Here is a 12,940-nt window from a genome sequence, read left to right on the forward strand (position 1 = left end):
ACGTGAGACTCGCCTGCCAGGAACAACTCCTGCCCGGTGCGTCGCTGGAGGCCAAGTGGAAGTTCGCCGTCGAGGCCGGTTTCGACGCGATCGAGCTGCGCGGTCGCGGTGACTTCCACTTCCGCGACCGGCTCCCGGAACTGCGCCGCGCCCGCGAGAACGGTGTCGTGATGCCGACCGTGTGCGTCGAGATGCCGCACTTCTTCGCGGCCTTCGACGCCGAGCTGCGGCGAGACGCCATCGACCAGCTCAAGTCGCAGCTGTCGGTGATGGCCGAGATCGGCGGCCGTGGCGCGATGACCCCGGCGTCGTGGGGGATGTTCTCCCGACGGTTGCCGCCGTTCGAGCCGCCCCGCTCCCCGGAGGAGGACCGCGAGGTGCTGCTCGCGGGGCTGGCGGAGCTGGGTGAGCACGCGCGGGCCGAGGGCGTGCAGATCTACCTGGAACCCCTCAACCGCTACGAGGACCACATGGTCAACCGGTTGGACCAGGCGATCGACCTCGTGGACGAGGTCGGCGTGGACTCCGTCCGGGTGGTGGCGGACACCTACCACATGAACATCGAGGAGGACGATCCCGTGACCGCGTTGCTGAACTCCGTGCCCCACCTCGGGCACGTGCAGGTCAGCGAGTCCAACCGGTTCCAGCCCGGCACCGGGCACCTCGACTGGTCGGCGCTGCTGGGCGCGCTGTCCGCCGGAGGTTACGACGGGTACCTGGCGGTGGAGTGCCGGCTGCGCGGCGAGCCCGAGCAGGCCGTGGCTTCGGTGCCGACGTTCCTGAGGAGGCAGCGATGAGCCTGCGCGACCAGGCCGCCGAGGTGCTGCTGGGCAACTGGCGCGGCCACAACACGATCCCGGCACCGGGCCTCTACCCGCACCAGTGGAGCTGGGACTCGGCGTTCATCGCCGTCGGGCTGCGGCACCTCTCCTCGCTGCGCGCGCAGCAGGAGCTGGAATCGCTGTTCGGCGCGCAGTGGGCCGACGGACGCGTGCCGCACATCGTCTTCGACCCCGAGGCCCCGCGGCAGGGTTACTTCCCCGGGCCCGAGTTCTGGCGCTCCGAGGAGGTCAACGGGCCGCAGCACCCCGACACCTCGGGGATCGTGCAACCGCCGGTGCACGCCTTGGCGGCCTGGGAGGTGCACGCCTCCGACCCGGAGACCTCGCGCCGGCGGAGCTTCCTGGAGCGGTTGTACCCGAAGCTGGTCGCCTGGCACGACTACCTGCGCGGACGGCGTGATCTCGGCGGCCGCGGACTGGTGTCGATCGTGCACCCGTGGGAGTCCGGGATGGACAACAGCCCGTCCTGGGACGCACCGCTGCAGCGCGTGGAACCCGTGCCGCCGACCGAGTTCCAGCGCCGGGACCTCGACCACGCTGACGCTTCGGAACGTCCCACCGACGCCGACTACGGCCGCTACGTCCGCCTCGCCGCCACCTACCGCGACCACGGCTACGCCGATGGCCTGCAGGTGCACGAGTTCGCCGTCGAGGACCCGGTGACCAACTCGCTGCTCGCCGCCTCCGAGGCCGCGCTGGTCCGCATCGCGCAGGAACTCGGCGAACCGGCGCACCCGCACGAAGCTGAGGTGGCGCGGATCCGCGACGCGCTGCCCCTGCTGCTCGAGGACGGGTTGTTCCACTCCTACGACGTGCACGGCGGCGACCTGGTCCGCGGCGGCAGCGTCGCCGGACTGGTGCCGCTGGTGGTGCCCGGATTGCCGCAGGCCCAGGACCTCATCGCCACGGCCACCGGACCGCGGTTCCGCGCCGAGGAGCTCGGCGTCGTCCCCAGCTGGGACCTCACCGATCCGCTGTTCGACCCGTCCCGCTACTGGCGGGGCCCGGCCTGGTTCAACATCACCTGGCTCCTCCAGCGCGGGCTCGACGACCACGGAGCTCCCGAGCTCGCCCAGGTGCTCCGCACGGGCATGCTGACGGCAGCGAACCGGAGCGGGTTCCGCGAGTACATCGATCCCCGGACCTGCGAGGGCAAGGGCGCCCACCACTTCAGCTGGACAGCGGCGGTCGTCCTCGACCTCCTCGCCACCTCGTGATCCCTCGGCGGTCCCCGCACCGGGGAGCGGTGACCGCCGAGGTCCAGTCGCCGGAGGCAGCATGGGGGCCGCGTTCTCCCTCACCACCTGAAGCACCCTCGTGGCGAGTACGCCGGGACGCGTGAGTCATGCATCAGGAGCGGCGCACGGAGTCCACGGACGCGCTGCGCTCTCCCGTTCGGGGGTTTCCGCCACCCGCACCGCCAGGCGGAGCAGTTCTCGAACAGCTCCTAGCTCCCTGAGGCAAGGCCCCGCACGGAGGGCACGGGGCCCGTCACTCGACGCGTCAGTGCTCGCTGACCGGGTGCCGGGTGAAGCCCCTCGGGATGATGAGGTCTTCGAGGCTGAGGTCGTCGATCGAGGGCCGGCCGAGGGCCAGCAGGGACGAGTCGATGCCGGACCGCATGATGTCCAGGACGTTGCGGACTCCGGCTTGACCTTCGGCCGCAAGTCCCCAGAGGTAGGCGCGTCCGATGAGGACGGCCCGGGCACCCAGCGCGAGGGCCTTGACCACGTCGCTGCCTCGCCTGATCCCGCCGTCCAGCAGCACCTCGAGGTCGTCGCCGACGGCATCGGCGATCGCCGGGAGGAGTCGGATGGTGGCCGGCGTGGAGTCGAGGTTGTTGCCGCCGTGGTTGGACACGGAGATCGCCGTCGCTCCGATGTCGCGGGCCCGCCGGGCGTCGTCGGGGTGGGTGACGCCCTTGATCATGAACGGGCCACCCCACTGCTCCCGCAACCACGCGATGTCCTCCCAGGTGGGAGGCGGGGTGAACATCCACTCGCCGTAGGCGCCGAAGAAGGTCGGCGCGTCCTGCCCCAGCGGCACCATGTTCGGCGTGGTCAGGTCCGGGAGCCCGTGCCGCACGAACCCGCTCAACCACCGCGGCCGCAGCAGCCCTTGCGGCGCGAACTTCAGCTTGGTGCGCAGGTCCAGCTTCTCCGGGATCGGCGGGCTGCCCCAGTCGCGCCCGGTGGCGAAGCACCAGTCGAGCGTGACGATGAGCCCCTTCGCGCCGGCCGCGCGGGCGCGCTCGGCACGGGCCAGCACCTTCTCCCTGTCCCCCACCCAGTACACCTGGAAGAACGTCTTCGGGTTCGCCTCGGCCACGTCCTCGACGGCACGGCTGGCGAACGACGACAACCCGATCGCCGTGCCCGCCTCCGCCGCGGCGCGGGCGACCGCGACCTCGCCGTCCGGGTGCACCGCCTGCACGCCGGTGGGTGACACGAGAACGGGCAGTGACAACTCCTGTCCCATCACGGTCGTCGACATCTCCCGCTTGGCCGGCAGGTCCGCCACCCGCGGCGCGAACCCGAGCTCGCGGAAGGCCTCGATGTTGTCGTGGAGCGTGGAGCCGCTCTCGCTGCCGGCCACCAGCGCGAGGTAGACCGACCTGGGCAGTCGCCTGCGGGCGCGCCGGTGCGCCTCCGCCACTGTTTCGAACCACTCCGCCATGCCACATCACGCTAGGCGCCGCCACCGAGGTGAGCCACCGTGCGACCGGGCCCACCCCGACCCCTCCGATCGAACAGGTCCCCGTCCCGGTACCTGACCGATCGGACGGGTGCTGCCCTCACCGATCGTCCGGACCTGGGTCCTCGGACGAGGGGTCTTGCTCCGCTGCCGTTCTCCCCGGGGGTTCGGCACGGCTAACTTCCGCCCCGAGCCGGGTCGACGCCGGTGTCCCCGGAACCGGCCGCGGCGCTCCTCCACCCGGCCGGAGAGCAACGTGCCACGACGCGCGTGGAAAGGACAGCGACATGCAGGTCGATGAGCTGCTCAAGCCGTTCCCGATCAAGGAGTTCCACCCGTTCCCCCGGGCCCTGATGGGCCCCGGTTCGCACGAGATGATCGGCCCGGAGGCGTTGAACCTGGGCTTCAAGAAGACGCTGGTGATGACCTCCGGTCTGCGCGGCACCGACATCGTGCACAAGATCGTCGAATCGATGCGCTACCACGGTCTCGAAGTGGTGGTCTACGACCAGGTCGAGTCCAATCCCAAGGACTACAACGTGATGGACTCCGTCGCGATGTACCAGGAGAACGGCTGCGACTCGTTCGTCTCGATCGGCGGCGGTTCCTCGCACGACGCGTGCAAGGGCGCGCGGATCTCGGTGGCCCACGACGGCCGCAACGTCAACGAGTTCGAGGGCTTCAACAAGTCCGAGAACCCCAAGAACCCGCCGCACATCGCGGTGTCCACCACAGCGGGCACGGGGTCGGAGACCTCCTGGGCCTACGTCATCACCGACACCACCACGGACCCCGACAACCCGCACAAGTACGTCGCCTTCGACGACAACTCGGTGACCACGCTGGCCATCGACGACCCGGTCCTCTACTACGACTGCCCGATCGACTACACCGCGCAGTGCGGCTTCGACGTGCTCGCGCACGCCTCCGAGCCCTACATCTCGCGGCTGAACTTCCCGCCGTCGCTGGGCAACGCCCTGCACGCGGTGAAGCTGACCGCCCAGCACTTGCGCCAGGCGGTGTGGAACGGTCAGGACCTGCCCGGACGCGAGGGCATGATGTACGCGCAGTACATCGCCGCGCAGGCGTTCAACTCGGGCGGTCTGGGCATCATCCACTCGATCTCGCACGCCGTCAGCGCGTTCTACGACACCCACCACGGGCTCAACAACGCCGTCGCGCTGCCGCGCGTGTGGGCGTTCAACATGCCGGTGGCCTACAAGCGGTTCGCCGAGATCGCCGAGGCGATGGGCGTCGACACCCACGGCATGACCGACCCGCAGGCCGCTGACGCCGCGCTCAACGCCGCGATCCGGCTGCTGCGCGACGTGGGCATCCCGGAGCGGTTCGTCGACGTCAACGCCGACAGCTACTCGAAGAACCGGCTGGGCCAGGGCCCGACGAAGTTCTACGAGCAGTCCCAGGAGATCAAGGGCGACGCCGGCGACGTCGACCGCATCACCCACCACGTCCTGGGTGATGCCTGCACGCCGGGCAACGCCAAGGAGTGCACGTTCGACACCGTTCGCCCGGTGGTCGAGCACTGCATGACCGGGGATCTGGACGACCTGCTGACCTGATCCCCCTCCCGGACCGGCCGTGGCGCCGCGCGCGCCCCTTGCGGCGCCACGGCCTTTCCCACCGCAGCACGACTCGTACTCCGGAGGTAGCGCAGTGCTCGAGGACATCGCGGACCAGCCCGGCGACAAGCCCTTCGAATCGGTGGAGGAGGTGATCAACCGCTTCGGCGAGCACGGCTACATCGCCGACCGACGCCTGGCCACCACCGTCTACCTCCAGTCCAGGTTGGACAAACCACTGCTGTTGGAAGGTCCAGCGGGCGTGGGCAAGACCGAGCTCGCCAAGTCGCTCGCCGAGGTCACCGGCCGGAAGTTGTTGCGGCTGCAGTGCTACGAGGGTCAGGATGAGAGCAAGGCGCTCTACGAGTGGGACTACGGCAAGCAGCTGCTCTACACCCAGATGCTGCGGGACAAGATCGGCGAGATCATCGCCGACGCGCCGGACCTGGCCACCGCGATCGACCGGATCGGCGCCCAGGACAGCGTGTTCTTCTCCGACCGATTCCTGGCCGCCCGCCCGCTGCTGGAAGCCATCCGCGGTGAACAGCCCGCGGTGCTGCTGGTCGACGAGGTGGACCGGGCCGACGAGGCGCTGGAGGCGGTGCTGCTGGAGTGCCTGGCGGAGTTCCAGGTGTCGGTGCCCGAAGTCGGCACCTACACCGCCAGCACCCCGCCGCACGTGGTGCTGACCTCCAACAACACCCGCGACCTGTCGGCCGCGCTGAAACGCCGGTGCCTGCACCTGTTCCTGGACTACCCGGACCACGACCGGGAGCTGGAGATCGTGCGCTCGAAGCGCACCGGCCTGCCGGAACACCTCGCCGAGCAGCTGGTGTCGGTGGTGCGGCAGTTGCGGACGTTGAAGCTGCGCAAGGCGCCGTCGATCTCCGAAACGATCGACTGGGCGCGGACCCTGGCCGTGCTCGGGGCCGACGACCTGGGGCCGGACGTGCTGTCGGAGACGGTCAACGTGGTCGTGAAGTACGAGCGGGACCTGCACCAGGCGCTCGACGTGATCGGGCACATGGCCGACCCGAACCGCGACGTCCCCGAGCAGCTGCCCACCCACGGACACGGACACGGACACGGCCATGGGCACGACCACGGACATGGGCACGACCACGACGGCCTCGACGGCAAGGAGGTCCGGGCCGCCAAGGACCAGCCCGGCCGGCACGACGAGGCCTACTACGGGGCACCGGGTTCCAGCAGCTCTGCGCAGCGCAGCACGGGCGGGCAGGGACACCGGGCGTTCTCCTCGGTGACCCGCCGCAAGTCGTGAGGAGCCCCTCGTGGAATCAGCCCTGCACCGGTTCGTGCGCTTGTTGCGCCTCTTCGGCGTGCGCATCTCGGTCTCGGAGGCCACCGACGCGATGCGCTGCGCCGCCCAGCCCGGCATGCTCGACGACCGCGAGGCGCTGCGCGACGCGCTGAAGGTCGCGATGATCAAGGACCGCCGCGACGAGGAGATCTTCGACGAGGTCTTCGAGGCGTTCTTCACGCTGCGCCCGGTGGTCGGTGACGACCGGGCGCACGAGCACAGCCACGAGCACGACGACCTCTCCGACACCGGCGAGCTGCAGTCCTTCACCGTCTCCGAGGAACCAGCGGAGACCCCGCAGGAGGGCCACACGCACGAGAAGCCTGCTGACATCCGGGACTACTTCGATCCCGAAGACCTGGCGCAGCAGTACAACCTGCACCAGGAGAGCAACAAGATCGACCTGGCGTCGATGACCGACGAGGTGGTCTTCTCGAACGACGACAGCAGCGCCGGTGGCGGTTCGGCGCCGTCGGTGCAGCTGGAGACCGAGCACCTGCACAACGCCGGCACGCCCGGCTCGCTGGCCGAGCACACCGGCCAGCGCATCGAGACCTCGCTGAGCATCGCCGAGGAGCAGACGCTGCTGGACTGGCTCGCCGACGACGAGGAGCCCGACTCCACGCCGCGGGGGCAGCTCACCGGTGTCTTGGAGAACCTGCCCGAGTTGCTCAAGCAGCACCTGGCCAAGCTCGCCGAGCTCGAGCGCACGGCCACGGAGTCCCGCGAGGTCACCTCCGGGCGGCTCGACCGGGTCGACGAGGGCGAACGGCAGCAGCTGGAGGAGTCGCTGCGGCGGATCGTGCACAGCCTGCGCGGTGCGCCGACCAGCAAGCGCCGCAACACCCCGCGCGGACGGGTGCACCCGGCGCGGACGATGCGGCGCAACATGCGCTACGACGGCGTCCCGTTCCGCCCGGTCACGGTCACCCGCGCCGAGGACAAGCCCCGGCTGGTGGTGCTCGCCGACGTCTCGTTGTCGGTGCGCTCCACCGCGCGGTTCACGCTGCACCTGGTGCACGGGCTGCAGTCGCTGTTCACGCAGGTTCGCACGTTCGCGTTCGTGGACGGCCCGGTGGAGATCTCGGAGCTGTTCACCGACCACCCGCTGGAGCGCGCGCTGGGGCTGGTCTTCGACGGCCTGCCGCATGGCGGTGTCCTCGACGTGGACGGCAACTCCGACTACGGCGCGACGTTCGCGAAGTTCCTCGACGAGTTCGGCAGCACGCTCAACCGCCGGACCACCGTGCTCATCCTCGGTGACGGGCGCGGCAACGGCAACGACCCCCAGGTCGAAGCGCTCGCCGAGATCGCCCGTCGCGCCCGGGAAACCATCTGGCTCACCCCGGAACCGCGGTACTCGTGGCGGTTGGGCCGCTGCGACCTGCCGGACTACGCCGAGCACTGCGACCGGGTGCAGGTCGTGCGCGACCTGTCCGGGCTGGCGAAGGCGGCGGAGTCCATCGCCACGGAGGTGACCGGGCGGTGACCGCGGGAGAACGCGCGACGCTGCACCACATCGACCCGCTGGCGCCGCACGGTCACGATCCCCTGGTCACCGTGGGCAAGCACGACTCGACGTGCGAAGCGGGTGTGATGGTGACCCACACCGAGCACTTCTGCCTGCACCGGCGCGGTCACCGGATGGAGATCACCCACTGGCTGCGCCCCGAGCAGCTGGACAACAACCTCGCGGGCCTGCTCGCCGACGAGCTGTTCGCGCCCGGCTGGCTCAGCGGCGTGGAGGTCTTCGAGCGGGTGTTCACCGAGGTGGTGCAGTCCGTGGTCGACGACCCGCTGCGGGCGTGGACGACCTTCTACGACAACACCTTGGGACGCATCCGCGAGTGCTGGGCGCGGCCGGCCGGCTGCGCGCCGCACTCGTCGATCGCCGACTTCGCCCCGCTGTACCAGCGGGTGCTGCAGGTCGCTCCGCCGGGCCGGGTGCTGGACCTGGGGTCGTGCTTCGGGTTCCTGCCGCTTCTGCTGGCCGAGCGCGGTGAGCACTCGGTCATCGCCTCCGACCTGGCTCCCGGCAGCATGCGACTGCTGGAGGTGGTCGCGGCGTCCCGGGGGCACCGGATGCACACCCTGGTGTGCGACGCCGCCCAGGTCCCGCTGCCGGACGGCGCGGTCGACACGGTCACGGCGATGCACCTGCTCGAACACCTCGAGCCCGCGCGGGGCGACGCGGTCCTCGCCGAGGCGCTGCGCCTGGCTCGCCGCCGCGTCATCATCGCGGTGCCCTTCGAGGACCGGCCCAACGCGGCCTTCGGCCACGTCCGCACCTTCACCGCAGCCGACCTCGACCACCTCGGCGCCAGCACCGGACACCGCTACGAAGTCACCCACCACCACGGAGGCTGGCTCGACCTCCTCAAAGCCCCCTGACCCACCGACTCCCACCACTTCGCGCGCACTCTCGCCCCGCGCAGGGTGGTCGAACTTCACGCGACATCCCGGCCCGCGCAGGGGGCACAACTTCCCGCGAATGTCGGGGCCCACGCACTGTGCGTTCCGCAACCACCCCACCAGGCAGAAGACACCCGAGGCGCGCGGACACACCACAACTCGCCCGGGCATGTCCGTTCTGCTCGGAAGGCACTGAGCCCCCACTGAAGTCACCACACACCAGCAGAACCCCCGCGACCCTCCCACGAGCAACAACACGCCCACTGGGCGGCGCTCACCACGACACACCCGCCGCCGCAGGCGACCACGCGCGAACCTCCGCCCCGCGCAGGGCGGTCGAACTTCGCGCGAGATCTCGGCCCGCAAAGCCAGGGTTGAAGTTCGCAAGACATTGGAAGCAACACCACCCAGCGACAGGCCCGACAACCGCCTGAACAGCAAGGACACCACCACTGCGCGCGCGGTCGCACCACAACTCGCCCGGGCATGTGCGTCCGCCGGCACCTCTTCGACCCCGACCGAAGCCACCACACCCTGGCAGATCCCAGCGCGGGCCCTCCGACGAGGCACGACACGCCCCATTGCGTCAGGGTGCCCACCACCCTCTGGAGCGCGCAGTTCGCGCGAACCTCCGCCCAGTCAACATTCGCGCGAGATCTCGCCCGGCCAGACCAGGGTGAACTTCGCGCGACATTCGAACGGGCTCTAGATGAGGTGGAGTTTGCTGGCTTCGTAGACGGCTTCTGCCCTGCTGGTGGCGGTGAGCTTGCGCATGATGTTGCGGACGTGGAACTTCACCGTGGTTTCCGAGATGAACAGCTTCGTACCGATGTCGCGGTTGCTGAGACCGTGGGCGAGTTGGCGGAGGACGATGAGCTCGCGTTCGGTGAGGCGCGGTTCCGCGGTGGGGGCGTTCATCGACTCGACCATCGCGGCGGCCGAGCGCGAGTCGAAGGAGCTCTCCCGGCGGGCCACCGCGCGGATGGAGCGGACGAGCTCGGTGGTGTCGACGTCCTTGACCACGTAACCGCGAGCACCGCGGTGGATCGCGTCGACGACGAGACCTCCGTCGAGGAACGTGGTCAGCACCAGGACGCCGAGGTCCGGGTGTCGCCCGGTGAGTTCCCCGCACAGCTCCAACCCCTCGGTGTTGTCGCCGGTGGAGAGCTTGAGGTCGAGCAGCACGATGTGCGGTTCGGCGTCGGCCACCACGGTCAGCGCCTCGGCCGCGGTGGCTGCCTCTCCCACCACGTCCAGGTCGTCCTCGCGTTCGAGCACCGAGCGCAGGCCGTGCCGGACGATCGCGTGGTCGTCGACGAGCACGATCCGCACCTGGTCGGTCGCCCTGCGCTGACCGGGAACCGTCATGGTGAGCCCTCCCGCGCCGATGAGAGCGGAACGTGCAGCTGCAACGCCACCCCGCCGATCCGGGAACGGCGGATGTTCAGCGTCCCGCCGAGCTCCCGCGCCCGCTCGGCCATGTTGACGAGACCGCGGTGCCGACCGACCAGGTCGGTGGCCGAGGACAGCTTCAGCGTCCGCCGCAGCTGGGCCGGGTCGCCGACGCCGTCGTCGGAGATGGTCAGCCGCAGCTGCGAGGACTCGTAGACGAGGTGCACGACGGCGCGGGTGGCTTCGGCGTGCGAGATGATGTTGAACAGCGCCTCACCGGTGAGCCGCAGGATCGAGCTCTCGTCTTCCGGCGGCAGCGGCGCGGGACTGCCTGCGACGCGCACCTCGACCTGCAGCTCGCTGGAGAGGTGCACAGTGGACAGCTGCTCCAGCAGCACCGGCAGCGAGCCCGGCGGTTCCTCGGCGCCGTGGTGCAGCGCGTAGATCGCCGCGCGCAGCCGTTCCACGGCCTGCTGCGTGAGACCCTTCGCCGGGGCCAGCTTCTCGGCGACGCGTTCCGCCTCCGGCCCCATCTCGGCGAGTTCGGACCGGCACACCTCGACGGTCATGCCGGCGCTGAGCACGTACTGGGTGACGGTGTCGTGCAGTTCGCGGGCGATGCGGTGGCGCTCGTCGTCGAGGGCCTGGCGCTGCATGGCTTCGACCAAGCGCCGCTGGGTCTCCTGCAGTTCGGCGTTGCGGGCGGCCAGGTCGCGGGCCTGCTGGGCCGCCGCTTCGGAGAGCTGCTCGGTGCGTCCGCGCAGCTGCGCGGCGGCGTGGAACAGGAACGAGTTGTGCACGGCCACCGCGGCCTGGTTGGCCAGCACGCGCAGGATCGCCAGGTCCGTCTCGGCCACGTGCACGTCGCCGGGCCAGCCGACGATGCCACCGACGGGTTCGTCGTCGAGGGTCATGGGTGCCCGGACCCAATCCTCACCGCCGGGGTCGAGCTCGATCTCCCAAGGCCGGTTGCGGATCACCTCGAGGTGCGCCCGCGCCTCCGCCGGTAGCGCGGTCTCGTCGTCGACGAGTTCGCCGCGTTCCAGCAGCAGGAACCGGGGCCGGGCGGCGCGCAGGGCGCCGTCGGCGATGCCCAGCAGGATCCGGTCGGCTTGCAGGTGCTCCGCGGCGGCGCGCACCACGGCCTCGACCAGCGTGCGGGGGCCTTCGACGGTGCGCACCAGCGCGCCGGAGATGCGGTCGAGCGCCTGCACGGCCAGCTCCAGCCGCTCGGCGGAGCGCACGTACTCCGGGTAGAAGGACCGCTTGCCGGAGCGCAGCCCGGTCAGCACGCCCAGGTCGTCGCCGAAGTCACCGCCGTAGTCGCTCCCGGACGCGGCACCGCCGCTCACAGCGCCGCCCGGAACAGCTGGGCGATGTCGGTCGGGCGCGCTTCGCGCGGGTTGGTGGTCAGGCAGGCGTCCTTGAGGGTGTTGCGGGTCAGCACCGGGACGTCCACATCGGACACGCCGAGCGAGCGCAGCGTCTTGGGCACGCCCACCACGTCGGCCAGCTCGCGCACCCGCTCCGCGAGGGTCAGCGCCACGTCCTGGGCGGGAACACCGTCGGTCCGGATGCCGATCGCGGCGGCCAGCGGCACGTAGCGGTCCGGATCGGTCTCGGCGTTGTACCGGATGACGTGCGGCAGCAGCACGCCGTTGATCACTCCGTGCGGTGCGTCGAGCAGCCCGCCGACCTGGTGGCTCATCGCGTGGGTGGCGCCGAGGATGGCGTTGGTGAAGGCCATCCCCGCCTCCAGCGCGCCCTGGGCCATCGCGATGCGCGGTTCCGCCTCGGTGGGCCGGAACAGGGTGCGGGCGAGGTTGGCGGTGATCAGCTTCGCGGCGTGCAGCGAGTGCTGCTCGGTGAGGGTGTTGTGCGCGCGGGAGACGTAGGACTCGATGGCGTGGGTGAGCGCGTCCAGGCCGGTCGCCGCGTTGAGCCAGTCCGGCATGCTGGTCAGCAGCCGCGGGTCGACGACCGAGATCTCGGGCACGAGCGCCCGGCTGAGGATGGTGATCTTCGTGGCGTTCGCGGTGTCGGTGATGATCGCGAACTGCGAGACGTCGGCTCCGGTCCCCGAGGTGGACGGGGCCATCACCAGCGGCGGGATCGGGTTCACGACCTGGTCCACACCTTCGTAGTCCAGGATCCGGCCGCCGTTGCCGGACAGGATCGCCACGCCCTTGGCCGCGTCGATCACCGACCCGCCGCCGACGCCGACGATCACGTCCGCGCCGGACTCGGCGTAGCGCCGGTAGGCGGCCTCGACCTCGTGGTCCTTCGGGTTCGGGGTGACCTCGTCCCACACCACGGCCGAGAGCCCGACCGCCTCCAGGTGCGTGCCAGCCTCAGCAGCCCACCGGGCTTCGGTGAGCCCGCCGTCGGTGACGAGGAACGGGCGGCGCGCACCGAGCCGGCGCGCGCAGTGGCCGAGCTCGGCCAGCGCGCCGGGACCGAACACGACCTCCGGGACGTGGAACTTCGCCAGCCGGGGCAGATCACCCCCAGGGCAGGCGAGTTGCGGCCCGGGGAGCTCGGCGACTTCGAGTTCGGGCGAGCTGGACACCCGGCTTCGCACTGTCATCAGGCTTCCTCCAGGCACCGGTGCGGGCATCTGCGAGCGCCGGCCAGGTCGGCGCGCCGGACCGGGACCATCCTAGCCCGGAACGTGACACGCACCACAGCTGCGCGGACGG

The 12,940-nt window shown here is 70.5% G+C and carries 10 protein-coding genes; 6 read left to right on the forward strand and 4 right to left on the reverse strand.

Annotated elements, in window-relative coordinates; genetic code table 11:
* The first annotated feature begins 2 nt into the window (after nucleotides 1-2).
* Both EIL87_RS21130 and EIL87_RS21135 read left to right on the forward strand, forming a co-directional pair.
* The gene (locus tag EIL87_RS21130; protein ID WP_125092311.1) at nucleotides 3-797 is read left to right on the forward strand and encodes a sugar phosphate isomerase/epimerase family protein; all 795 of its coding nucleotides are present in this window, start codon (nucleotides 3-5) and stop codon (nucleotides 795-797) included.
* A complete protein-coding gene (locus EIL87_RS21135) occupies nucleotides 794-2,059 on the forward strand; it encodes an MGH1-like glycoside hydrolase domain-containing protein (protein ID WP_125092312.1) in 1,266 nt (421 codons plus the stop codon). Before EIL87_RS21130 ends, EIL87_RS21135 begins: the two co-directional genes overlap by 4 nt.
* A 286-nt stretch (nucleotides 2,060-2,345) precedes the next feature.
* On the opposite strand, the gene mftD is transcribed toward EIL87_RS21135, so the two are convergent.
* Nucleotides 2,346-3,518: a pre-mycofactocin synthase MftD gene (mftD, locus tag EIL87_RS21140; protein WP_125092313.1), complete on the reverse strand. Its 1,173-nt coding sequence runs from the start codon at nucleotides 3,516-3,518 to the stop codon at nucleotides 2,346-2,348.
* Nucleotides 3,519-3,823: 305 nt separating this feature from the next.
* Between mftD and mdo the strand changes: the two genes are divergently transcribed.
* From mdo to mftM, 4 genes are all read left to right on the forward strand, one after another.
* The gene (gene mdo / locus EIL87_RS21145) at nucleotides 3,824-5,116 is read left to right on the forward strand and encodes an NDMA-dependent methanol dehydrogenase (RefSeq protein WP_125092314.1); all 1,293 of its coding nucleotides are present in this window, start codon (nucleotides 3,824-3,826) and stop codon (nucleotides 5,114-5,116) included.
* Between the two features lie 94 nt (nucleotides 5,117-5,210).
* Nucleotides 5,211-6,398, forward strand: a complete 1,188-nt coding sequence (locus EIL87_RS21150) for an AAA family ATPase (protein WP_233576435.1) — start codon at nucleotides 5,211-5,213, stop codon at nucleotides 6,396-6,398.
* A gap of 10 nt (nucleotides 6,399-6,408) precedes the next feature.
* A complete protein-coding gene (locus tag EIL87_RS21155; RefSeq protein ID WP_125092315.1) occupies nucleotides 6,409-7,926 on the forward strand; it encodes a VWA domain-containing protein in 1,518 nt (505 codons plus the stop codon).
* Nucleotides 7,923-8,828 carry a mycofactocin oligosaccharide methyltransferase MftM gene (gene mftM / locus EIL87_RS21160; protein WP_233576437.1) on the forward strand — a complete coding sequence of 302 codons (906 nt, stop codon included), beginning with the start codon at nucleotides 7,923-7,925 and terminating at the stop codon, nucleotides 8,826-8,828. Before EIL87_RS21155 ends, mftM begins: the two co-directional genes overlap by 4 nt.
* 726 nt (nucleotides 8,829-9,554) lie before the next feature.
* On the opposite strand, the gene EIL87_RS21165 is transcribed toward mftM, so the two are convergent.
* From EIL87_RS21165 to EIL87_RS21175, 3 genes are read right to left on the reverse strand one after another with little or no spacing between them, the layout of a single operon-like run.
* Nucleotides 9,555-10,217 (reverse strand): MadR family response regulator transcription factor, encoded by a 663-nt coding sequence (locus EIL87_RS21165; RefSeq protein ID WP_125092316.1) that lies wholly within the window; start codon nucleotides 10,215-10,217, stop codon nucleotides 9,555-9,557.
* Nucleotides 10,214-11,593, reverse strand: a complete 1,380-nt coding sequence (locus EIL87_RS21170; RefSeq protein ID WP_233576439.1) for a MadS family sensor histidine kinase — start codon at nucleotides 11,591-11,593, stop codon at nucleotides 10,214-10,216. The genes EIL87_RS21165 and EIL87_RS21170 overlap by 4 nt, the downstream gene beginning before the upstream one ends.
* Entirely contained in the window at nucleotides 11,590-12,828 is a 1,239-nt protein-coding gene (locus tag EIL87_RS21175) for an iron-containing alcohol dehydrogenase (RefSeq protein ID WP_233576441.1), read from the reverse strand. Before EIL87_RS21175 ends, EIL87_RS21170 begins: the two co-directional genes overlap by 4 nt.
* Nucleotides 12,829-12,940: the final 112 nt, after the last annotated feature.

It is taken from the genome of Saccharopolyspora rhizosphaerae, from assembly GCF_003931915.1.
In the GTDB taxonomy this organism is placed as follows: domain Bacteria; phylum Actinomycetota; class Actinomycetes; order Mycobacteriales; family Pseudonocardiaceae; genus Saccharopolyspora; species Saccharopolyspora rhizosphaerae.